Genomic DNA, 21,397 nt, shown 5'->3' with positions numbered 1-21,397 from the left:
ATGAGCGCGCTCGGACGGCTGCGGGTGGTCGGCCCGCCGGTGGGCGCGGCGGCACTGACGCTGGTGCTGCTGACCGGGTGGACGGCGGTCGGCGGGGCCGGGCGGCCCCGGCCGGTGGAGGCCGGCCCGGGCTGGCTGCTGCTGCCGACGGCAGGCGCGGCCCCGGCCACGGCGGCGTTCTTCACGATCCGCAACCCGGGCGACGTACCGGACGAACTGACGTCCGCCAGCTGGGAGTTCGGCGGCAGGATCACAATCAAGCGACACCTCCACCAGGGCGCCGCAGGCCGCTGGGAGCCGGTGACCGCCCTCCCGATCCCGGGCCGCGGCGAGCTGGCAATGGCCCCGGAGGACGCCGACCTGATGATCGCCGACCCCCCGCCCCTACGAGCCGGCCAGTGGGTGGACTTCACCCTCGGCTTCCGCCACAGCCCGGACCTCCACCTCAAGGCCCAAGTCCTCCCCCCGGGCACCCGCCCCCGCCCAACCGAACCGCCGACACCCTGACACTCCCCGGCCCCCGTCGGGACGTGATCCGGTCCCAACGGATGGCCCGGACCGCTGTGCGGTCCGGGCCATCGGTCGGCGGAGGGTGCGAGGTTCGGACTCGTGGGGGGTTACCTTGGCCCGCTTTCCGGGCGGGCGCTGCCGGGGCGTTGGTCAGGGGTGGGGGATGACGGCGACTGGGGACTGGGCGTGGTGGAGGGCGGCGTGGGCGACGCGGCCGAGGCGGGGGCCGAAGTCGAGGGAGCGGTGGCGGCGGCCGACGACCAGGAGGGCGGCGCCGGCGGAGGCTTCGACCAGGCCGCGGGCGGCGCCGAGCCGGACGTCCTCGATCACCGCGGTGTCCGGGTGTCGCTCGCGCGGGCCGGCCAGGGCGAGGGAGAGCAGTTTGGCCTCCAGCGCCTCCAGTTGGGCGATCTCGGTGGGCGGCACGGCTCCGCCGGCGTAGCCGAAGACCGGCGGGAGGTCCCAGCCGTGCACGGCCCGCACCCGGGCGCCGCGCAGGGCGGCCTCCTGGAAGGCGAAGGCGAGCACCTCCTCCTCCGGGGCGTGCGCGTCGACGCCGACCAGTACCTCGGGCACGCCGTCGCCGGCGCCGTCGGGCGCGCCCGGCTCGCGCACCACGACCACCGGCACCGTGCTGCGGGCGGCCGCGGCCATGCCGACCGAGCCGAGCAGCAGCCCGGTGAAGCCGCCGAGGCCGCGTGAGCCGAGCACCAGGAGGGCGGCGTCCGCGGCCGCGGCGACCAGGCCGTCCACCGGCGCGTCCAGGACGGCGTCGGTGTGCACCGCCAGGTCGGGGTGGCGTTCGCGGATCGCGTCGGCGGCCGAGGCCAGGACCCGCTGCGCGGCGGCCGGCAGGTCGTCGGGCTCGGCGAAGGTGGCCACGCCGTCGGTCAGCCACGGCCAGGCGTGCACCAGGCGCAGCGGGGTGCCCCGGAGCACTGCCTCGTCGGCGGCCCAGAGGGCGGCGGTGGTGCTCTCCGGCGAGCCGTCGACCCCGGCGAGGACGGATGGCGTCATGAGGGTTCCTCCACTGTGTCGGCGCTTGGCGGGGCGGCGCGGGGACGGTGTGCGCACTGACGGCCCGTCCGCTCCTCCCCCACCCTGGCGGTCCGCCAGGGCCTCGCGACAGAGGCCGCAGGCCCCTCTGCGACGGGACGAAAGGCCCGCCCGTGGGAGCGTACGGCGCACCCCGGCGTGCGGGGTGCCGACACCCGGGCACTACCGTGAATCCGGCAATCGCCCTGATCGGGCGGCACCTGGCGCCCTCCGGCGGCGGGTGGAGGACGGGCCAGGGCGAGTACGAGGAGGACAGCGGTGGGCGGAGCGGACGGCAGCGCGGCGGGTGGCGGCGCGCGGATGCCCCGGCTGCGCCTGGACGAGCTGCTGGAGGAGCTCCAGTGGCGGATCGACGCGGCGCGCGGCACCCAGAACCGGGTGCACAGCCTGTTGGAGGCGGTGCTCGCGGTCGGCCGGGAGCTGGACCTCGCCCAGGCGCTGCACCGGATCGTCGAGGCCGCCGCCGACCTGGTGGACGCCCGTTACGCCGCGCTCGGGGTGATCGGCCCGGACGGGCACTCGCTGTCGCAGTTCCTGACGGTGGGGATGTCCGAGGAGGAGATCGCCGAGATCGGCCCGCCGCCGTCCGGCCGGGGCATCCTCGGCGAGTTGATCCGCGACCCGCAGCCGCTGCGCTGCCCGGTGCTGTCCGAGCACCCGGCCTCGGCGGGCTTCCCGCCGAACCATCCGCCGATGCACACCTTCCTCGGGGTGCCGGTGCGGGTGCACGGCGAGGTGTTCGGGAACCTGTACCTCACCGACAAGCGCGGCGGGCTGGACTTCGACACCGACGACGAGGCGGTGATCTCCACCCTGGCGGTCGCGGCCGGGGTGGCGATCGACAACGCCCGGTTGTACGAGGAGGCGCAGCTGCGCCAGCGCTGGCTGCGGGCCAGCGCGGAGATCAGCCGCAGCCTGCTGTCGGGCGCGCCCCGGCTGGAGGTGGTGGAGCTGATCGCCCGCCGGGCCGGGGAGATCGCCGGCGCCGAGCTGGCCGACGTCTCGGTGGCGCTGGACGGTCCGCGGGAGCGGGCGGAGGAGCTGACGGTGGAGGTCGCGCTGGGTGGGGCGCCGGCCGCGCGGCTGGGGGTGACGGTGCCGGTGGACGGCACGCTGTCGGGCGCCGCGTACGCCTCCGGTTCGCCGGTGACCAGCGACGACCTGGCCTGCGACGCCCGCTACCCGGCGGGCCCGGCGGGGCGCTTCGACGGACTGGGTCCGGCGGTCGCGGTGCCGCTGGGCACCGGGGCGGGGTACGGGCGGGGCGTGCTGCTGCTGGCCCGCGCGGCCGGGCAGCCGGCCTTCGGGCCGGACGAGACCGGGCCGCTGCTGGGCTTCGCGGACCAGGCGGCGCTGGCCTTGGAGCTGGCCGAGCGGCGGCGCGACGCCGAGCACCTGACGCTGCTGGAGGACCGTGACCGGATCGCCCGGGACCTGCACGACCTGGCGATCCAGCGGCTGTTCGCGACCGGGATGACGTTGCAGAGCGCGGGCCGGCTGATCGACAGCCCGGCCGCCGCCGACCGGGTCGCCCGCGCGGTGGCGGACCTGGACGAGACCATCAAGATCATCCGGTCGACGATCTTCGGGCTGCGCGCCCACAGCGAGCCCGACCGGGGCCTGCGCGCCCGCGCCACCCGCGTCGTCGCCGAGGCGCAGGGGACGCTCGGCTTCGCGCCCCGGCTGAGCATGGAGGGCCTGCTGGACACCGACGTGCCGCAGGAACTGGCCGACCACGCGGTGGCCGTCCTCGGCGAGGCGCTCAGCAACGCCGCCCGGCACGCGCGGGCGGGCCGGGTGGAGGTGACGCTGCGGGCGCTCGCCGGGCGGGTGGCCCTGGTGGTGGCCGACGACGGGGTGGGCGTGCCCGAGGGCGGCCGGCGCAGCGGGCTGCGCAACCTCGCCGAGCGGGCCGAGCGGGTGGGCGGCACCTTCACGGTCGAGCCCGCCGAGGGCGGCGGCACCCGGCTCTCCTGGGAGGCCCCGCTCGGCTCCTGACGTGCCGTCACCGGGATGTCGCCGGGCCTTCGCCCACGCCGCTCCGCGCCCTTGCGTGCGCCGTCCCTACTCGAACGACCGAACGCCCTCCGGCGGGTTCACACGTCGAGCACGCCCCCCTCGAAGAACGCTCTCAACATCCATTGTCGCCACGCATGTTCGACGGTAGAGTCGCCGTTCGCCGAGCACGGATGAGCATTCGACAGCATCATTTGGGGCGGCCATGTCAATTAATCAGGACACCCTCCAGGTCGCTCCCGACCTGATCCACGCGTTCACAAAAATGGCACGCCGCAATCCCCGGCACCCCGCGATCGTCCAGCGGGGGCGCACCCTCGACTACGGTCGGCTCGCAGAGCTGGCGAACACCCTGGCCAGGCGCCTGGGACCGGACCCCGGCACGGTCTGCGTGCCGGCCGTCCACACGGCCGAAACGGTGGTCGCACTTCTCGGCGTGCTGACCGCCGGAGGTACGTACTGCCCGATCGATCCGGCATTCCCGGAGGCCCGTCGACACGCCATGGCGACGGCCGCGAACTGCCGCACGGCAATACTCGGCGAAGCCGTCGCGGACCACCAACTCGGCACTCGATTAGTGGAGTTACCCGCCCTCTCGGAATTCCCCGGAGAACCGCCCGGAACCCTTCCGGCGGACCGCGCCGCAAGCGGCCCGGAACATCCGGCCTACATTCTCTTCACGTCGGGTTCGACCGGGCAGCCGAAACCCGTCGCCACTCCCCGCCGGGCCGTCGCGGCCACGGCCCACGCACTGCGCGACCTCTTCCACCTCACCCCCCAGGACCGGGTGCTCCAGTTCGCCTCGCTCAACTGGGACACCTGCTTCGAGGAGATCCTCCCGGCACTCACCGCGGGCGCCACCCTCGTCCTCGACCCCGACGCGCACTGCGGATCGTTCCCGCGCTTCCTGCGGATGGTCGAGCGCGAGCGGATCACCGTCCTGGACCTGCCGACCGCCTTCTGGCACGAACTCGTCCACCACCTCGTCGACGACCGGGCCGAACTGCCGCCCTGCGTCCGGCTCCTGGTGATCGGCGGGGAGGCCGTCCAGCCGGCCCGGCTGGACGACTGGGCCCGGCTGGACACCGGGCGGATCCGGCTGCTGAACACCTACGGCTGCACCGAGACCACCCAGATCACCCACGCCGTCGACCTGTCCGGACCGCTCGCCCGCGCACCGATCGGCCCCGCACCGATCCGCCCCGCACCGATCGGCCACGCCCTGCCGCACGTCATCGAACGCCTCGGCGAGCAGGGCGAGTTGCTGATCGGCGGGCCGGGCCTCGCGCTCGGCTACCCCGGCCTGCCCGAGGCGACGGCGGCCCGGTTCACCACCGTCGACGGCGAGCGGTACTTCCGCACCGGCGACCGGGTGAGCCGCGGCCCGGACGGCCTGCTCACCCACCAGGGCCGCCTGGACGGCGAATTGAAGGTGCGCGGCGTCCGGGTGGACCCGGCGGAGGTCGAGGCGCACCTCACCGGCCACCCCGAGGTGACCGCGGCCGCCGTCACCGGTGCCACCCTGGCCGGCCGCACCACGCTGCTCGCATACGTCGTGGCACGCCGGCACACCTCCCCGCCGGACCTGGCCGGCGAGTTGCTGTCCTACCTGCGGGCCCGGGTGCCCGGCCACCTCGTGCCCGGGCGGATCACCGTCGTCCCCCGGCTCGTGCACACCCCCAGCGGCAAGGTCGACCGGGCCGGCTGCCACCTGCGCTACGGCGCCCACGACAGGTCGAAGGAGACCTCCGTTGAGCACTGACCTCACCACCCCCGCCACCCCGCAGGACCTGGTGGCCGTCTTCCGGCGCGTGCTGGAACGCGACGACGTGGCGCCCGACTCCGACTTCTTCGACCTCGGCGGCGACTCGCTGATCGCCACCCGGGTGCTGAGCGCCGTCGCGCGCGGCTACGCCGTCGAGCTCACCTTCGACGAGTTCCTGCTCGCGCCCACCCCCACCGCGCTCGCGCGCAGAATCACGGCCGCGAGATGAACGACCACCCGTCCGACGACGACCCGTTCAACGACCACCCGTTCAACGGCCGGCAGTTCAACGACCAGCAGCCCGCAGGCACCGTCGTCGTGGTCGGCGCCGGACTGGCCGGGGTCACCGCCGCCACCGGGCTGGCGGCGCACGGCTTCGACGTGACCGTCCTGGAGGCCCGGGACCGGGTCGGCGGGCGCACCCACGGCATCGAGGCCGCCCCCGGCGTCCTGGTCGACGCCGGCGCCGCCTACCTGGGTGACCGGCACACCGAACTCCTCGCCATGATGGACGAGTTGGGGCTCAAGACCACCCCCACCGCGATGTCCGGCGCCAGCCGGTTCGCGCTCGGCGGCGGCACCGGCACCGGCAGCGACGCCGAACCCGGCCCCGGCCCCGACGCCGCGACCCGCGACGGCCGGTTCCCGCCGCTCGACGGCGTCGCGCTCGGCGACCTGTTCGACCGGCTGTCCGAACTCACCGCCGCCGTACGGCCGGAGGCGCCCTGGCTCACCCCGGACGCCGAACGCCTGGACGCCCTGACCGCCGCCGAGTGGGCCGAGCAGCACCTCACCCACCCCGACGCCCGGCTGTTCTTCCCGCTGTTCCTGGGCGAGATGACGGCCGCCGACCCGGCCGACATCTCCGTCCTCCACCTCGCCTTCTACCTGCGCTCCGGCGGCGGCCTGCGCTACCTCAACGCCTTCGCCGGCGGCGCCCAGCAGGACCGGATCGCCGGCGGCGCCCACCAGGTGTGCGAGCGGCTGGCCGAGCGCCTGGGCCGCCGGGTACGGCTGGGCGAGCCGGTCCGGGCCGTCCACCAGGACGCCGACGCCGTCACCGTGCACACCGACCGCGGCGAACACCGCGCGGACGTCGCCGTCATGGCACTGCCGCCGCTGCTCGCCGACGCGATCGACTACCGGCCCGGCCTGCCGGTGCGCCGGGCCGGCGAGCGCACCGCACGCGGCTGCGCGGTCAAGGTCCACCTGGTCTACCCGGCGCCGCTGTGGCGCGACCACGGCCTGTCCGGCTGGTCGGTCAACGCCCGGGGGCCGCTGCTCTCCACCGTGGACGACTCCCCCGCCGAGGCCGGCATCGGAGTCCTGACCGGCTTCGTCACCGGCGCCGAGGCGCACCGCTTCGCCGCCCTCACCCCGCGGCAGCAACGCGCGGCGGCCGTCGGGCAGGCCGCGCAGCTCTTCCCGATGCTCCCCGAGCCGACCGCCTGCCACGTCACCGACTGGCTCAACGACCCGTTCAGCCAGGGCTGTTACGCCGCCCTGCTGGGGCCCGGCGACTGGCCGCGGCTCGGCCCGGCGCTGACCGCGCCGCACCACCGGGTGCACTGGGCCGGCACCGAGACCAGCACCGCGTACTTCGGGCTGATGGAGGGCGCGATCCGCTCCGGCCACCGGGTCGTCGCCGACGTCCTCGCCCGCGCCTGAAACCAGCGCCCGACGCCCGCACACCCGCCTTCCCCCCGCCTTTCCCCCTCCCCGGAGCCGGTTCCACGAGAACCCGCGCCCGGCACCCTCCTCGGGAGACCCCCATGAGCGACCGCAGTTCCATCGCGCCCCTCGCCGTCAGACAGCGGCTGATGACCGAACCCGCCCTGGGCGCTGGCAACTTCCTCGACCACGCCCTCGCGGCCAACCCGCACCGCGCCGTCCCGTCCGTCTTCACCCACCGCACCGACCACCGCGGCGAGGTCGTGCTGCGCGGCCACAGCCTGCTCGACCTGGCCGCGCTGCGCGACCGTTACGCCGCCTGGTACCACGCCAACGGGGTGCGCCCCGGCGAGCCGGTGGGCGTCGTGGTCGGCGAGGGCCTGGAGCCGCTGCTGCACTTCCTCGCGCTGACCTCGCTGGGCGCCGTCCCCGCGCTGGTCAACGACGCGATGCGGCACGACGTGCTGGTCCGCTACCTGGACCACGTCGGCGTGGTCGGCGTGGTCGCCGACGACCCCACCCGGCTGGCCGCCGCCTACCGCGAGGACCCGGGCCGCCGCCCGCGCTTCCTCGCCCTGGCCGCCGAGGTGCAGGCCTTCGACGCCGACGCCGTCGAGCTGCCCGCCGGCCACCCGTACCGGCACGCCCCGGACGACGTGGTGGCGCTGATCCACTCCTCCGGCACCACCGGCACCCCCAAGTCCACGATGCTGGCGCACCGCCAGTTCTGGGACGGCAAGCAGCCGCGGATGGAGCGCTTCCCCGCCGAGCCGTACGACCGGCTGATGTCGCTGATGCCGCACACCCACGCCGGCGGGCTCAGCTACTTCCTCACCGCGACCCTGCTCGGCCTGCCCACCGTGGTGATGTCCGACTGGCGGCGCGCCGTCGTCGAGCCGGTGATGGAGGCCTTCCAGCCGACCATGGTCGCCTCCTTCCCCCGGACCTTCGTCGAGCTGGCCACCGGTGACCTCCCGGTCCGCGGCGCGGCCCGGGTGCACTCCTGGTTCAACACCGGCGACAGCGCGCACCACGGGCACATCCGCCGCCTGGTGACGCTCGGCGAGCGGCCGGCCGGGCTGATCCGCCCCTGGCTGCTGCCGCAGGACCGGTCCGACCAACCCGCGCTGCCCGGTTCGCAGTTCGTCGACGGCCTGGGCTCCTCCGAGATGGGCATGGCGCTCTTCGGCCAGGTGACCACCCCGGAGAGCGCCCGCGACGACCGCTGCGTCGGCAGGCCGCTGGAGGTGGTCCTGAAGGCCGCCGTGCTCGACCAGGACGGCACCGAACTCCCGGACGGCACGGTCGGGTTGCTCGGCGTGGTCAGCCCCTCCCGGACCCCGGGCTACTGGCACGACCGGCGGCTGACCGAGAGCTTCGAGCTGGCCGGCTACTGGCTCACCGGCGACGTCGCCCGCCGCTCGCCCGACGGCCGGTTCTACCACCTCGACCGCACGGTGGACGTCATCGACACCGCCGACGGCCCGGTCTACAGCCTGCCGATCGAGGAGGTGCTGCTCGCCGACTGCGCCGACCTGGTGCAGGACTGCTCGGTGGTCGGCGTGCCCGGGGCGCCCGGTGAGGGCCAACGCCCGGTCGCCGTCGTCCGGTTGCAGGCCGGGGCCGGAGGGGCCGCCGCCGAGGAGGTGCAGGACGCGGCGAACAAGGCGCTGGCCACGGCCGGGCTGGCCGCGCTCGCCGCCGTCCGGATCGCCCGCACGCCGCAGGACTTCCCGCTCGGGCCGACCGGCAAGGTGCTCAAGCGCGAGCTGCGCACCCGCTTCGCCGGCCTCTTCACCGACCCCCAAGCCGACCCGCGAACCAAGCCCCAAACCGACCCCCAAGCCGACCCGCGAACCGAGCCCCAAACCGACCCCCAAGCCGGCCCCTCCACCGCCCCCTCCGCCGGCCAGTAGCCGGCCATGGACCACCCCGTGATCCGCCAGCCGTACACGTACGCGCGGACGGCGCTGGTCGAGCCGGACTGGCGGCGGCTGCCGGGCTGGCGCCACGTCACCGAGGCGCAGTGGCGCGACGCCCAGTGGCAGCGGGCCCACTCGGTGAAGACCGCCCGGCAGCTGCGGGCCGTCGTCGGCGACCGGCTCTCCGACCACTTCTATAGCGAACTCGCCGCCGACCAGGCCGGGTTCGCCACCATGCCGATGCTGCTGCCGCCGCAGCTGCTGAACACCATGGCCCCGGACGCCCCGGCCGACCCGCGGGCCTTCACCGAGGCGTTCCTGGCCGACCCGGTGCGCCGCTACATGCTGCCGGTGCGCACCGACCGGCACCCGCACTGGCCCAGCCACCCCCGGGCCGAACGGGACTCGCTGCACGAGGCGGACATGTGGGCCGTCGAGGGTCTGACGCACCGTTACCCCACCAAGGTGCTGGCCGAGTTGACCGCCACCTGCCCGCAGTACTGCGGCCAGTGCACCCGGATGGACCTGGTCGGCACCTCGACACCCCAGGTGGCCAAGACCCGGCTGCTGCTGCGCCCGGCCGACCGGCAGGAGCAGATGCTCGACTACCTCAAGCGCACCCCCGCCGTGCGCGACGTGGTGCTGTCCGGCGGCGACCTCGCCAACGTCCCCTGGCCCCGGTTGGAGTCCTTCCTGCTGCGGCTGCTGGACCTCGGCACCGTCCGGGACATCCGGCTGGCCAGCAAGGCCGTGGTCGGCCTGCCCCAGCACTGGCTGCAGCCGCAGCTGCTGGACGGCCTGGCCCGGGTCGCCGAACTGGCCGCCCGCCGCGCGGTCAACCTGGCCGTGCACACCCACGCCAACCACGTGCGCTCGGTCACCCCGCTGGTCGCCGAGGCGGCCCGGGCCCTGCTGGACGCGGGTGTGCGGGACGTCCGCAACCAGGGCGTGCTGATGCGGGGCGTCAACGACACCCCCGAGGACCTGCTCGACCTCTGCTTCGCCCTCCAGGGCGAGGCGAACATCCTGCCGTACTACTTCTACCTCTGCGACGTGATCCCGGGCGCCGAGCACTGGCGGACGCCGCTGCACCAGGCGCAGCGCCTCCAGGAGGCGATCATGGGCTACCTGCCCGGCTACGCGACCCCGCGCCTGGTCTGCGACGTCCCGCACGTCGGCAAGCGCTGGGTGCACCAGGCGGTGGCCTACGACCGCGAGCTCGGCATCTCGTACTGGACCAAGAACTACCGCACCGGCCTGGAGAGCGGCGACGGCGGCCAGGACGCCCCGCTCGACCGGCGCCACCCCTACTACGACCCGGTGGACACCCTCCCGGAGACCGGCCGCCGCTGGTGGTCCGGGCCGTCCACCGCACGAGGAGCGCGATGAGCACCCCCGACCCGAGCCCCGACCCGAGCCCTGCCCCGAGCCCCGACCCGAGCCCCGACCCGAGCCCCGACCCGAGCCCCGGCCCGAGCCCCGGCCCTCCCCGGGACGGCGAACTGCGCCGCCTGTGCTGGATCTTCCCCGACCGGGAGTCCTCCCGGATGGCCGCGATGTGGCACGGCTTCTTCTGGGACCTCTACGCCGAGAGCGCCGCCGACCTCGGCCTGCGCTGGACCAGGCACGCCCCGGAGGGCGTCACGGTGGACGCCACCGGGCCCGGCCGCCCCCGGGTCTACGTGGACGACGAGCCGGTCACCCCCGAGGACACCCTGTTCATCACCGCGCTCTACTCGCTGCCGTACCAGTCGATGGACGTCTTCAACCAGTACGCGCTGTACGCGGTGCTCGAACAGGCCGGGTTCTACCTGCCGTTCCCCCCGCAGGTCTCGCTGATCGGCAACGACAAGCTGGCCACCCTGCTGTTCCTGGGCGGCTCCCCGGTACCGACCATCCCGACGGTGCGGATCGGCACCGGCCGGGACATCAGCAAGCACGGCTACGAGGTGGGCCTGCGGAACATGACCTACCCCGCGATCGTCAAACCCTCCGGCTGGTGCGGCGGCGGCGGGATCAACCTGGCCCGCGGCCCCGAGGACGTCCGGGGCCTGGCCAGCCTCGCCCAGGGCGGCGACACCACGCTGGTGGTCCAGCCCTACCTGGGCGACGGCACGATCGACTACCGGGTGTACGTCGTCGACGGCGAGCCGTACGCGGTGATGAAGCGGACCCCGGAGCCCGGCTCCCCGGTCGCCAACGCCAGCCGGGGCGGCGCCATGGAGTTCCCCCCGGTGCCGCCCGAACTCGCCGCCGCCACCGCCTGGTTCGCCGAGCGGCTGCCGATCCCGTTCTTCTGCGTCGACTTCCTGTACGACGGCGAGCGGTACTGGTTCTCCGAACTGGAACCGGACGGCGTGATCGCCCCCGACCTCACCGACCCGGACCGCACCCTCCAACGGGACGTCACCCGTGCCCGCTTCGCCGCCTACCGCGACGGCCACGCCAAGTGGCTCGCGGACGGCGCCCGCCCGCTCACGCTCGACCCCGCCCGAAGCCCCGCCCCCAGCCCCACCCGAAGCCCCGCCCACACCCAAGCCCTCGACCCCCGGACGGACTCCCGATGACCGCCTCCTTCTCCCTGCCCCCCGAAACCGCCGAGCCCCGCCTGCACGTGGCCCGGCGCACCCTGGAGCGGCTGCGCAGCGTCCCCGCCCTGGCCCCGCGCTACGCCAGCCACGTCAACATCCACACCCTCGACCGGCTCGCCACGCTCCCGCCCCTGGCCAAGGACGACCTCAACACCGCCCTCGCCCACCTGGAGCCCGCCGCCGACCAGGCCGCCACCTGGCTGTTCCAGAGCGGCGGCAGCACCGGCGCCCCCCAGGTCGGCTACGCCCCCACCGGCTTCTACATGGCCGGCGTGCACGCCCACTGGCAGCCGCTCGACCGGACGGACGTCTTCGTCAACGCCTGGGGCGCCGGCCGGATGTGGGGCGCGCACTTCCTCGCCGCCGCGCTCGCCGACCTCTCCGGCTGCCGGATCATCGCGCTCGGCTCGGTCGCCGCCGAGGAGTACGGCGACTGGCTGGCCTTCCTGGCCGCGCGCCGGGTGACGGCCATCGGCGGGACGCCCAGCGTGCTGCGGCTCTGGTTCGCGCACGCCCGCGCCGCCGGCATCCGACTCCCCTCCCTGCGCAAGGTGTTGTGGCTCGGCGAGGCCTGGCAGCCCCAACTCGCCGAGGACCTCGCCGTGGTGGCGCCCGAGGCGCGGCGCTGGGGCATGTTCGGCAGCACCGAGACCTGGGTGGTGGCCACCAACACCCCCGACTGCCCGGCCGACACCTTCCACCCGCTGCCCGACCAGCTGGTCCACGCCGACGCCGACGGCCTGCTCGACTTCACCACCCTCAACCCCGAGATGCTCAACCCCGTGCTGCGCTACCGCACCGGCGACGCGGGCGAGTTGACCGACTGCCCGTGCGGGAGGCCGGGCCCGGCGATGCGGGTGCTGGGCCGGCGCGACAGCGTCGTCCAGGTCCGCGGCCTCGGGCTGGACGTGGCCGAGCTGATCGCCCGGGCCGAGCGCGAACCGGGCGTGGCCCGGGCCCAGGTGGTGCTGACCGAACAGCGCGGCCGGGCCACCGGGGTGGAGGTGCTGCTGCTCACCGGCGGGACGGGCGCCGCGCCCGACACCGAGCGGCTGCGCAAGGAGCTGTTCACCGCCACCTTCACGCTCAGCACCGCTTTCCAGCACGACCCGGAGTCCTTCCGAGTGCGGCCGGTCGAGGAGCTGATCAGCAACGGCCGCACCGGCAAGACCGCCGGGCTGGTCCTGCGGGAGGGCGCGTGAAGTCCGACCCGGCGGGAGGCGGGGTGACGTCCGACCCGGCGGGAGGCGGGACGGCGCCCGAGCGGCCGGCACCGCTGGGCCGGGGCTTCGACCTGTTCTGGGCCGGGCAGACCGTCAGCCTGGTCGGCGACAAGGTCACCGTGTTCGTCGTCCCGACCCTGATGATCTTCGTCCTGCACGCCTCCGCCCTCCAGGTCGGCGTGGTGGCGATGGCCCAGTACCTCGGCATCCCGCTGCTCGGGCCGGTCGCCGGAGTGCTGGTCGACCGCTGGGACAAGCGCCGCACCATGCTCGGCTGCGACCTCGTCCGGCTGGCGGCGGTGGCGGCGATCCCGCTCGCATACTGGCTCGACGTGCTGTCCACCCCGCTGCTGTTCGGCTGCGTGGCGGTGATCAGCGGCGCGACGATCTTCTTCAACGTCGGCTACCTGGTCGCCGTCCCCGCCGTGGTGCCCGAGGACGGCATGGTCCGCGCGTACTCCCGGCTGGAGGGCAGCGGCTCGGTCGCCGAGGTCGCCGGCCCCTCCATCGCCGCCGCCCTGTACAGCGCGCTCGGGGTGGCCGCCCTGCTGGTCGACGCGGCCAGCTACCTGGTCTCGGCCGTCTGCTTCCGGTACATGAGCCCGTGGGGCGAGCGGACGGTCGAGGACGGCTCGATCCGGGAGCGGCTGACCCTCGGCTTCCGGCTCAACTGGGCGGACCCGGTGCTGCGCCGGGTGGTGCTGGCGGCCGTCACGCTCAACTGCGGCGGGCCGGTCTTCGTCACCGTCCTGCCCGTCCTCGCCTACCGGGGCCTGGGCGTGACGGTCGGTGCCTTCGGCGCGGCCATGTCGGTGGCCGCGCTCGGCGCGCTGATCGGCGCCCTCGTCGCCCCACGGCTCAGCCGGCGGTTCGGCCTGGGGCGGACGATGGCCTGGTCGCTGCTGCTGCACTGCCTGGCCGGCCTCGGCCTGCTCGCCGCGCCCGCGCTGCCACCCGGGCCGGTGATCGCGGTGACCATGGGCTGCTACGGGTTCTTCATGTCCTGCATCAACGTGTGCAGCGCGCCCACCCGGCAGGCCCGGATGACCGCCCGCAACCAGGGCGTCATGCACGCCGCCTTCCGGACCGTCACCTGGGGCGTGATCCCGCTCGCCGCGCTGGTCGGCGGCCTGGCCGTCACCCTGCTCACCGGCCCGCTGGGCATCCTGGACGCGGCCCGGGCGGTGATGGCGGGCGGCACCCTGCTGGCCGCCTGCTCCTTCCTCCCCGCCCTCGGCCTCCAGCCGCTGCTGGACGCCGCCAGGCGCGAGGCCGCCGCCCCCGGGGAACTCGCGGAGAGCGCGTCGTGAGCGACGCGAACGCCGGGAACGCCGTGAGCAATGTGAACGCCGACGGCAAGGTCCTGCTGATCACCGGGACGTCCTCCGGCATCGGCCTGGCCACCGCCGTCGCAGCGGCCCGGGCCGGGTACCGCACGGTGGCCACCCTGCGCGAACCCGCCCGCGCCGGGGAGCTCCGGCGGGCCGCCGAGGCCGCCGGCGTCACCGTGGACGTCCGCCGCCTCGACGTCACCGACCCCGGCTCGGTCGCCGCCTGCCTGGACGGCGTGGCCCGGACGTACGGGCGGCTGGACGCCGTGGTCAACAACGCGGGCGTCTCCAACTCCGACCCGACCCTGGAGATGTCCACCGACGCGGCGCTGCGGGCCAACCTGGAGGTCAACTTCTTCGGGGTGGCCGCCGTCAGCCGGGCCGCGCTGCCGCTGCTGCGGGCCTCCGCAGGCCGCCTGGTCGCCGTCGGCAGCGTGCACGGCGTGGTCGGCCAGCCGTTCAACGAGGCGTACTGCGCCGCCAAGTTCGCCGTCGAGGGGTTCCTGGAGGCGCTCGCCCCGGTCGCGGCGGCGCACGGCGTCCAGGTCTCGGTGGTCGTGCCCGGCTACGTCCCGGACACCCGGTTCGGGGTCTTCCCGGACATCGACCGCGGCACCATCCAGGCCGCCTCCGGCCCGTACGCGCCCACCTTCGCCGGCTACCTGGACTGGGTCGGCGGCCAGGGCTGGGAGTCGGCCGGCCAGCCCGCCCGGGAGGTCGCCGAGGTCGTCGTACGGACCCTGCTCGCCGACCGGCCGCCCTTCCGGGTGCCCGCCAACCAGTGGGCCGCCGACTACCTGGCCGCCAAACTCGCCGACCCGGACGGCTCCACCGTCCAGTCCCTCGCCCGGACCTGGCTCGGGCAGCCCGACGCACGCCTCGAAACACGAGCCGAAACACGAGCCGAAGCACGAGTCGAAACACCCGCCGAAGCACCCCCCGCAGCACCCTCCTCCTGAACAAGGGACCCGACCACCATGCCCGCCAAGCCCCTGGCCGAGCTGATCGCCTTCGCCCGCGCCAACTCGCCGTTCTACGCCGAGCTGTACCGCGACCTTCCCCCCGCCGCCGAGCGCCTCGACCAGCTCCCCGTCATCGACCAGGCCGCCTTCTGGGCCGCCAACACCTGGCCCGACAACCGCGTCCTGACCGGCCCGCTCAGCGACGCCGGCATCTACAAGACCGGCGGCACCACCGGCGTCCCCAAGTTCTCGCCCTGGACCCGCACCGAGCACGCCGACTCGGTCACCGCCTTCGGCGCCGGACTCGTCCGGGCCGGCCTGCGGCCCGGACACCGGGTCGCCAACCTGTTCACGGCCGGCGAACTCTACGGCGGCTTCCTCTACATCGAGGGCGCCCTGCACCACGCACCCGTGGACAACGTCCGCCTGGGCGTCGGCGGCGCCGCCCCCGACCCGTACATCGCCGACCTCATCACCGGTTTCGGCGTCCACGTGCTGGCCGGCGAGCCGATGAAGCTCAGCGCCGTCGCCGAGTGCCTGGTCCAGCGCGGGGAGACGGCCGACGGGGTCGAACTGCTGCTGTTCGGCGGCGATCTGCTCTTCGCCGACCTGCGGCCGATCCTCGCCCGGGCCTTCCCCCACGCCGCCGTCGCCTCCGTCGGCTACGCCTCCAACGACGCCGGGCTGGTCGGCTCGCCCGTCCCCGGCGACGACGTCCGGGTGCACGAGGCCTTCGCGCACCGCACGGTGGTGGAGCTCGTCGACGACGTCACCGGCAAGACGATCACCACACCCGGCACTCCCGGCCGGGTCGTCGTCACCAACCTGTTCCGCACCCTGATGCCGATCCTGCGCTACCCGACCGGCGACCGCGCCGAGTGGACCGACGCCCGCTGCCGCCGCTTCCGCCTGCTCGGCCGCTCCACCGAGGGCGCCCGGGTCGGCACCGTCGCCATGCCCACCGAGGAGATCCGGGCCGTCCTGCTCGCCGCCGACCCGGAGCGGCACATCACCGGCATGCAGCTCGTGCAGCGCCGCTGGGCCGGGCGCGACGGCCTGATCCTGCGCCTCGGCTACACCGGGCAGCGGCCGGCCCCCGAGCTCGCCGACCGGCTCGTCGAGGCCGTGTACACGGCCCGGCCGCTCTACCCCGACGAGGTCGCGCTGGGCAGCATCCACGACCTCGCGGTCGAGTGGGTGCCGCGCTCCGAACTGGTCACCAACCCGCGCACCGGCAAGCTCCAGCAGGTACTGGACGAGCGTCCGCAGTCCTGACCGGACGGTGATGGCAGGGGCCGGGCAGCGGGGGTGAGGGCCGGGCGGTCAGTCGGTCTGCGGCCGGCCCCCGATCACCACGCTCTGCCCGCGGAACTCGGCGATGACCTTCCCGTCCGCCCGCCGGACCGTCACGTCGTAGACCCCGCTGCGCCCGGCCCGCGACCGCTCCACCGCCTCCGCCACCAGTTCGTCCCCGACCGCCGCCGGGGCCAGGAAGACGACCTGCGCCGCCTGCGCGACCGTCACCGGGCCGTGGCTGTTGCACGCGAACGCGAACGCGGCGTCGGCGAGCAGGAACAGGAAGCCGCCGTGCGCCGTCCCGTGGCCGTTCACCATCGTCGCGGCCACCGTCATCCGCGTCACCGCGCGGCCGGCGGACACCTCGTCCAGCGCGATGCCCAGCAGCCGACAGGTCTCGTCCCGCGCGTAGAGGGCGGCGGTCCCGGGGTCGAGCATGGCGTCCTGTTCCCTCCGTCGACGGCGTCCGGGTCAGCGTAGAGCACGGCGCCCGGCCGCCGTCCGGGGGAACTCGGCCGCGCCGCCCCGCCGTTCGGCCCGCCCCGCCGCCCGCCGACCCTAAGGTCTGTCCGGCAAGATCCGCCGGACAGGCCCTGGCCTGCTCAGGTTCCCCGAGCGCAAGGACGGCTGATGGCCCAGAAGTCACCCGCGACCGCCACCCCACCGGGCCCCGGCGGGATCCCGTCGGCGCAGCCGCCCAGCGGATCCGTGACGGCCCTGCGGATCGGGGCCGCCGTGGCCGGCGCGCTGCCCTCCGTGGTGCTGCGGCTGGCCGGGGTGCACCTGGCGCCCGTACCGGGCATGGTGGTCTTCGGCCTCGGCGTGCTGGCGGCGGCGCTCCTGCTGATGTGGGCCGCGGAGACCGCCCGGGCCGACATCTCCGGCCCGCTCGCCCTGGCCCTGCTGGCGTTCATCGCCGTCCTGCCCGAGTACGCCGTCGACCTCTACTTCGCGTACGCGGCCGGCACCCGGCCCGAGTACGCCGCCTACGCGGCCGCCAACATGACCGGCGCCAACCGGCTGCTGGTCGGCGTCGGCTGGCCGCTGGTCGCCCTCGCCTCCTACTTCGCCGCCCGGCGCCGCGGCGCCACCCCCGGGATCACCCTGCGGGAGCACCGGCGGATCGACACCGGCTTCCTCGGCACCGCCGCCCTGGTGGCCTTCGTGATGCCGCTGACCCGGCAGATCTCCTGGGTGCTCGCGGTCGTCCTGATCGCCTGGTACGGCTACTACCTCTTCCGGGTCAGCCGCTGCGGCGAGGACGACGAGGAGGAACTCATCGGCGTCCCGGCCCGGTTGGCCGCCCTTCCGCGGCAGCGCCGCCGGGCGACCACCGTCCTGGTCTTCGCGGTCGCGGCCGGGGTGATCTTCGCCTGCGCCGAGCCCTTCGCCACCTCGCTGGTCGACGCCGGCGCCTCGCTCGGCATCGACCGCTTCCTGCTGGTGCAGTGGCTGGCCCCGCTCGCCTCCGAGGCGCCCGAGTTGATCGTCGCGGTCGTCTTCGCCTGGCGGCTGCGCGGGGACGACGGCCTCGGCGCGCTGCTCTCCAGCAAAGTCAACCAGTGGACCCTGCTGATCGGCTGCCTTCCGTTCGCCTACCTGGCCGGCGGCGGCGCAGCCTCCCTCCCGCTGGTCGAGCGCCAGGTGGACGAGGTGCTGCTGACCGCCGCGCAGACCGTCCTGGCCGTGGTGCTCCTGCTCGACCTGCGGTTCCTGCCCTGGAAGGCCGGGCTGCTGTTCGCCTTGTTCGCCGTCCAGTTCGCCCTCCCCGGCGAGTCCGCCCGGGTCGCGCTGAGCTGGGTCTACCTCGCCCTGGCCGTCCCGCTCCTCGCCGTGCGCCTGCGCCAACTCCCGCCGACCGTCCGCGCCTTGGCGGGCCGCATCGAGGGCGATCCGCACTAGCACCAGTGGCTCGGCTCGATTGGTCGACCGGGAAATTGATCGGCTGCTGGTAGTCCGTCAGGCTGTCTCCGAGTTCTGATCTTGGAGGTGGTCGTGGGGCGTCGTCCGGGAGTGTTCGTCCGGCCGGTGAGCATGGAGGAGGGCCGGCGGCTGCAGCGGATCGGCCGGACGTCGAAGGATCCGGTGAGGCTGCGGCGGGCGATCGTGGTGCTGATGTCCACGCAGGGGCAGTCCGTGCGGGACATCACCTCGCTGCTGCGGGTCGGTGAGGACTACGTGCGCGATGTCATCCACGCCTTTGACGAGCGGGGGTTCGACGCACTGGACCCAAAATGGAGCGGGGGACGCCCGAAGACGATCGGTGAACAGGTGCGCGAGCGCATCTGCCTGATCGCCCGGACGTCCCCCGCGGACTGGGGTATCGCCGCGTTCTCCACCTGGAGCCTGACCAAGCTCGCCGAGCACCTGATCGCGCGCAGGGTCGTCACCGTCCTCAGCCGCGAGACCCTGCGCCGGATCCTGCGCGAGGGCAAAGTCTCCTGGCAGACGACGACCACATGGAGGGCATCCACGGACCCGGCCTTCATCGCCAAGATGCACCGGGTCCTGGAGCTCTACGACGCGCCGCCCGCCGACGGGCGGGTGGTCTGCGTGGACGAGTTCGGCCCGCTCAACCTTCAGCCGCGCAAGGGCAAGGCCTGGCGCCCCACGCGTTCGCCGCGCCGGCTGCAGGCCACCTACAACCGCTACGACGGCGTGATGCACATGCTCGCCGCCCTCGACCTGACCACCGGCAAGATCTACTACCGGATCCGTAAGCGAAAGCGATGGCGTGAGTTCCTCGGCCTGCTCAAGGCCCTGCGCTCCCGCTGGCCCGGGGAGAAGCCTTACGTCGTGCTGGACAACTTCTCCCCGCACAAGCACCCGAACGTGCGGGCCTGGGCAGCGGACAACGAGGTCGAGCTGGTCTTCCTGCCCACCTACGGCTCGTGGCTGAACTGGATCGAGTCCGAGTTCGCGGCACTTCGTTACTTCGCGCTCAACGGCACCGACCACCGCAGCCACGCCGAGCAGAACGCCGCCATCAACGTCTACATCCGCTGGCACAACGCATGCGCCGAGCCCAAGTCCAGCTTCGCCCTGGGCTCGCCGATCCGCAGTTGGACCGAGTATCCAGCCAGGGCCGCGTAGCGCGTCACGTCTCGGTTTGGCCTCGGGGCGCCCGGATCCTCGGCAGGCCGAAGCCCGTCATCTGCTTCTCCTCGTAGGAGAGGAAGCCCATCTGCCGATAGAAAGCGTGGTTCCTCTTCCCCTCCGGTGTCGACTCATGGTCGGTGGACAACAGGAAGAAGCGACAGTGCGCGTACCGCTCCATCAGGTGTTCAAGCAACGCCCGGCCGATCCCCTGCCGGTGGAACCTCGGGTTGACCAGCAGGTCCTGGACGTAGCAGATGCTTTCATCGTCGGAGACCGTCCTGGCTAGGCCAAGGAGCACGCCTGACTCATCGCGGGCAGTGATGACCAGGTGCGAGTTGGCCAGACCGCGACAGAGCTTGTCGACGTCGCAGGTGTACCCCTCCCACCCGACCGAGACGTAGAGCCCGAACATCTCCTCCGGGTCGAACTCTGTTTCCTCCGCAATCACCACGCCGGACTCTCCAACTCCAGTCAGCCGCCTCGCGCCGGCACGGCCAGGGACTCAGGACTGCGCTGCCTGCGACTTCCCCACCCGGGCGGCAAGCAAGGCGGTTCCCTCCATCTGCCGTCCAGCATGCATCCTCTATTGATCTTGCCGGATGCACAACGCATGCCGGTCTCCAGGTTGGCGCCCCGCAGAGATCAATTACCCGGTCGACCAATCGAGACGCGCCACTAGTTTGTGCGCGGGGGCAGCCGCCGGCCGACGACGAGTTCGGGGCGGATGCGGATCCGGACGGCGCCGGGGGCGCGGCCGACGGCGGGGCCGACCTGGGCGCGGCCGAGGACGGTGACGTACCAGCCGGAGCCGTCCACGCCGTCCACCTCGTCGGCCTCGAAGGCGATCACGGCGTCGTCCACGGCCCGCGCGAGTTCGGAGCCGGCCGGGGCCGAGAGCAGCACTCCGCCGCCGTCCGACAGGTCGAGCCGGAAGGACACCGGCAGCACCGCCGGGAGAGCGCGGATGGTGTAGACCACCCGGCCGACCGCGGCCCTGGCCAGCAGTTCCAGCGCCCGCTCCCGGTCCAGTTCGAGCAGGTCGTGATCACCGTTCATGCCCTCGATGCTCGCCCCGGCGGTGGCGGCGCCGCGAGGGCCGATGGTCCCGCCGGGGGTCCCGGGCCCGGACGTCGCGTCAGCCCCGGAGGGAGCGCAGGTGCCCCGGCTGCGCGGCGGCGGCCGCCTGGCGCAGCTCGGTGGAGATCAGCGCGGCCTGCACCCGCCGCTCCACGCCCAGCTTGGCGAGCAGCCGCGAGACGTGGTTCTTCACCGTCTTCTCGGCGAGGTAGAGCCGTTCGCCGATCTGCCGGTTGGTCAGGCCCTCCCCGATCAGCGCCAGCACCTCCTGCTCGCGCACGGTCAGCGCGGGCCCGGTGGTGACGGGCTGCGCGGGCTCGGCGTCGCTGCGCAGGCGGTTGAGCAGCCGGGTGGCGGCGCCCGGGTCCAGCATCGAGCGGCCGGAGGCGACGGTCCGCACGGCGGCCACCAGGTCGGTGCCGCTGATCTGCTTGAGCACGTACCCGGCGGCGCCCGCCATGACGGCGTCCAGCAGCGCCTCCTCGTCGTCGAAGGAGGTCAGCATCAGGCAGGCCAGGCCGGGCATCCGGGAGCGCAGTTCGCGGCAGACCGACACCCCGTCGCCGTCGCCCAACCGGACGTCCAGCACCGCGACGTCGGGCCGCAGCGCGGGCACCCGGACGAGCGCCTGCTCGGCGGTGGCGGCCTCGCCGACCACCTCCAGATCGGGCTCGCCGTCCAGCAGGTCGTGCACCCCGCGGCGCACCACCTCGTGGTCGTCCAGCAGGAACACCCGCACCGGCGCCGGTGCCCCGGCGCCCGCCGTCTTGGTCGCCATCACGCGGCTCCACCTTCGTCACCCCCGCACACTCCCGGCAGGGCCCAGGGCATCATCGCCCACCGGCCGCCGCAGGGCCCAGGGCCCAACGACCCCATTC

General features: G+C 74.2%; 19 protein-coding genes. 14 read left to right on the top strand and 5 right to left on the bottom strand.

The annotated features are described in order from the left end of the window. Complete coding sequence (locus tag ACFV6I_RS08685; protein WP_380371577.1) at nt 1-507, top strand: copper chaperone PCu(A)C; 507 nt, start codon at nt 1-3, stop codon at nt 505-507. 153 nt (nt 508-660) lie between these two features. On the opposite strand, the gene ACFV6I_RS08680 is transcribed toward ACFV6I_RS08685, so the two are convergent. After that, on the bottom strand, nt 661-1,527 hold the full coding sequence (locus tag ACFV6I_RS08680) for a universal stress protein (RefSeq protein WP_380423998.1): 867 nt from the start codon (nt 1,525-1,527) through the stop codon (nt 661-663). 339 nt (nt 1,528-1,866) lie between these two features. Between ACFV6I_RS08680 and ACFV6I_RS08675 the strand changes: the two genes are divergently transcribed. The 11 genes from ACFV6I_RS08675 (at nt 1,867) to ACFV6I_RS08625 (ending at nt 16,322) form a co-directional block, all read left to right on the top strand. Beyond that, the gene (locus tag ACFV6I_RS08675; RefSeq protein WP_063350871.1) at nt 1,867-3,564 is read left to right on the top strand and encodes a GAF domain-containing sensor histidine kinase; all 1,698 of its coding nucleotides are present in this window, start codon (nt 1,867-1,869) and stop codon (nt 3,562-3,564) included. A 223-nt stretch (nt 3,565-3,787) separates the two neighbouring features. Further along, nucleotides 3,788-5,344 (top strand): amino acid adenylation domain-containing protein, encoded by a 1,557-nt coding sequence (locus ACFV6I_RS08670; RefSeq protein WP_380423997.1) that lies wholly within the window; start codon nt 3,788-3,790, stop codon nt 5,342-5,344. After that, nucleotides 5,334-5,576, top strand: a complete 243-nt coding sequence (locus ACFV6I_RS08665; RefSeq protein ID WP_063346173.1) for a phosphopantetheine-binding protein — start codon at nt 5,334-5,336, stop codon at nt 5,574-5,576. The genes ACFV6I_RS08670 and ACFV6I_RS08665 overlap by 11 nt, the downstream gene beginning before the upstream one ends. Then, a complete protein-coding gene (locus tag ACFV6I_RS08660) occupies nt 5,573-7,015 on the top strand; it encodes a flavin monoamine oxidase family protein (RefSeq protein ID WP_380423996.1) in 1,443 nt (480 codons plus the stop codon). The genes ACFV6I_RS08665 and ACFV6I_RS08660 overlap by 4 nt, the downstream gene beginning before the upstream one ends. A 104-nt stretch (nt 7,016-7,119) precedes the next feature. Continuing rightward, complete coding sequence (locus ACFV6I_RS08655; RefSeq protein WP_380423995.1) at nt 7,120-8,934, top strand: class I adenylate-forming enzyme family protein; 1,815 nt, start codon at nt 7,120-7,122, stop codon at nt 8,932-8,934. A gap of 6 nt (nt 8,935-8,940) precedes the next feature. After that, complete coding sequence (locus ACFV6I_RS08650; protein ID WP_380423994.1) at nt 8,941-10,329, top strand: KamA family radical SAM protein; 1,389 nt, start codon at nt 8,941-8,943, stop codon at nt 10,327-10,329. Continuing rightward, entirely contained in the window at nt 10,326-11,507 is a 1,182-nt protein-coding gene (locus ACFV6I_RS08645; RefSeq protein ID WP_380423993.1) for a RimK family alpha-L-glutamate ligase, read from the top strand. The genes ACFV6I_RS08650 and ACFV6I_RS08645 overlap by 4 nt, the downstream gene beginning before the upstream one ends. Beyond that, nucleotides 11,504-12,733 (top strand): phenylacetate--CoA ligase family protein, encoded by a 1,230-nt coding sequence (locus ACFV6I_RS08640; RefSeq protein WP_380344812.1) that lies wholly within the window; start codon nt 11,504-11,506, stop codon nt 12,731-12,733. Before ACFV6I_RS08645 ends, ACFV6I_RS08640 begins: the two co-directional genes overlap by 4 nt. Further along, the gene (locus ACFV6I_RS08635; RefSeq protein WP_380423992.1) at nt 12,730-14,064 is read left to right on the top strand and encodes an MFS transporter; all 1,335 of its coding nucleotides are present in this window, start codon (nt 12,730-12,732) and stop codon (nt 14,062-14,064) included. The genes ACFV6I_RS08640 and ACFV6I_RS08635 overlap by 4 nt, the downstream gene beginning before the upstream one ends. After that, nucleotides 14,061-15,044 carry an SDR family NAD(P)-dependent oxidoreductase gene (locus ACFV6I_RS08630; RefSeq protein ID WP_380423991.1) on the top strand — a complete coding sequence of 328 codons (984 nt, stop codon included), beginning with the start codon at nt 14,061-14,063 and terminating at the stop codon, nt 15,042-15,044. Before ACFV6I_RS08635 ends, ACFV6I_RS08630 begins: the two co-directional genes overlap by 4 nt. 18 nt (nt 15,045-15,062) lie before the next feature. Continuing rightward, on the top strand, nt 15,063-16,322 hold the full coding sequence (locus ACFV6I_RS08625) for a phenylacetate--CoA ligase family protein (RefSeq protein ID WP_380423990.1): 1,260 nt from the start codon (nt 15,063-15,065) through the stop codon (nt 16,320-16,322). Nucleotides 16,323-16,370: 48 nt separating this feature from the next. Here ACFV6I_RS08625 and paaI read toward each other — a convergent pair whose 3' ends face one another. Continuing rightward, nucleotides 16,371-16,781, bottom strand: a complete 411-nt coding sequence (gene paaI / locus ACFV6I_RS08620; RefSeq protein ID WP_371515760.1) for a hydroxyphenylacetyl-CoA thioesterase PaaI — start codon at nt 16,779-16,781, stop codon at nt 16,371-16,373. A gap of 192 nt (nt 16,782-16,973) precedes the next feature. Here paaI and ACFV6I_RS08615 point away from each other — a divergent pair, with 192 nt between their 5' ends. Both ACFV6I_RS08615 and ACFV6I_RS08610 read left to right on the top strand, forming a co-directional pair. Next, the gene (locus tag ACFV6I_RS08615; RefSeq protein WP_380423989.1) at nt 16,974-18,245 is read left to right on the top strand and encodes a hypothetical protein; all 1,272 of its coding nucleotides are present in this window, start codon (nt 16,974-16,976) and stop codon (nt 18,243-18,245) included. A 93-nt stretch (nt 18,246-18,338) separates the two neighbouring features. Then, nucleotides 18,339-19,436, top strand: a complete 1,098-nt coding sequence (locus tag ACFV6I_RS08610) for an IS630 family transposase (RefSeq protein ID WP_380423988.1) — start codon at nt 18,339-18,341, stop codon at nt 19,434-19,436. 4 nt (nt 19,437-19,440) lie between these two features. Here the strand turns inward: ACFV6I_RS08610 and ACFV6I_RS08605 are convergent, their stop codons facing one another. The 3 genes from ACFV6I_RS08605 to ACFV6I_RS08595 all read right to left on the bottom strand — a co-directional run bounded on the left by ACFV6I_RS08605 (nt 19,441) and on the right by ACFV6I_RS08595 (nt 21,297). After that, nucleotides 19,441-19,893 carry a GNAT family N-acetyltransferase gene (locus tag ACFV6I_RS08605; protein WP_208869037.1) on the bottom strand — a complete coding sequence of 151 codons (453 nt, stop codon included), beginning with the start codon at nt 19,891-19,893 and terminating at the stop codon, nt 19,441-19,443. Nucleotides 19,894-20,117: 224 nt separating this feature from the next. Beyond that, nucleotides 20,118-20,498, bottom strand: coding sequence for a pyridoxamine 5'-phosphate oxidase family protein (locus ACFV6I_RS08600; RefSeq protein WP_063346182.1), 381 nt, complete (start codon nt 20,496-20,498; stop codon nt 20,118-20,120). 79 nt (nt 20,499-20,577) lie between these two features. Next, nucleotides 20,578-21,297, bottom strand: coding sequence for a response regulator transcription factor (locus ACFV6I_RS08595; protein WP_063346183.1), 720 nt, complete (start codon nt 21,295-21,297; stop codon nt 20,578-20,580). Nucleotides 21,298-21,397 lie beyond the last annotated feature (100 nt).

It is taken from the genome of Kitasatospora sp. NPDC059803 (assembly GCF_042732255.1).
GTDB lineage: Bacteria > Actinomycetota > Actinomycetes > Streptomycetales > Streptomycetaceae > Kitasatospora.
This window is presented reverse-complemented; position numbering and strand designations above follow the sequence as displayed.

Coding starts and splice junctions, on each gene's coding strand:
- ACFV6I_RS08645 (WP_380423993.1), top strand. CDS start 10,326: ATGAGCACCCCCGACCCGAGCCCCGACCCGAGCCCTGCCCCGAGCCCC.
- ACFV6I_RS08625 (WP_380423990.1), top strand. CDS start 15,063: ATGCCCGCCAAGCCCCTGGCCGAGCTGATCGCCTTCGCCCGCGCCAAC.
- ACFV6I_RS08595 (WP_063346183.1), bottom strand. CDS start 21,297: ATGGCGACCAAGACGGCGGGCGCCGGGGCACCGGCGCCGGTGCGGGTG.
- ACFV6I_RS08675 (WP_063350871.1), top strand. CDS start 1,867: ATGCCCCGGCTGCGCCTGGACGAGCTGCTGGAGGAGCTCCAGTGGCGG.
- ACFV6I_RS08680 (WP_380423998.1), bottom strand. CDS start 1,527: ATGACGCCATCCGTCCTCGCCGGGGTCGACGGCTCGCCGGAGAGCACC.
- ACFV6I_RS08670 (WP_380423997.1), top strand. CDS start 3,788: ATGTCAATTAATCAGGACACCCTCCAGGTCGCTCCCGACCTGATCCAC.
- ACFV6I_RS08615 (WP_380423989.1), top strand. CDS start 16,974: ATGGCCCAGAAGTCACCCGCGACCGCCACCCCACCGGGCCCCGGCGGG.
- paaI (WP_371515760.1), bottom strand. CDS start 16,781: ATGCTCGACCCCGGGACCGCCGCCCTCTACGCGCGGGACGAGACCTGT.
- ACFV6I_RS08640 (WP_380344812.1), top strand. CDS start 11,504: ATGACCGCCTCCTTCTCCCTGCCCCCCGAAACCGCCGAGCCCCGCCTG.
- ACFV6I_RS08660 (WP_380423996.1), top strand. CDS start 5,573: ATGAACGACCACCCGTCCGACGACGACCCGTTCAACGACCACCCGTTC.
- ACFV6I_RS08650 (WP_380423994.1), top strand. CDS start 8,941: ATGGACCACCCCGTGATCCGCCAGCCGTACACGTACGCGCGGACGGCG.
- ACFV6I_RS08655 (WP_380423995.1), top strand. CDS start 7,120: ATGAGCGACCGCAGTTCCATCGCGCCCCTCGCCGTCAGACAGCGGCTG.
- ACFV6I_RS08685 (WP_380371577.1), top strand. CDS start 1: ATGAGCGCGCTCGGACGGCTGCGGGTGGTCGGCCCGCCGGTGGGCGCG.
- ACFV6I_RS08600 (WP_063346182.1), bottom strand. CDS start 20,498: ATGAACGGTGATCACGACCTGCTCGAACTGGACCGGGAGCGGGCGCTG.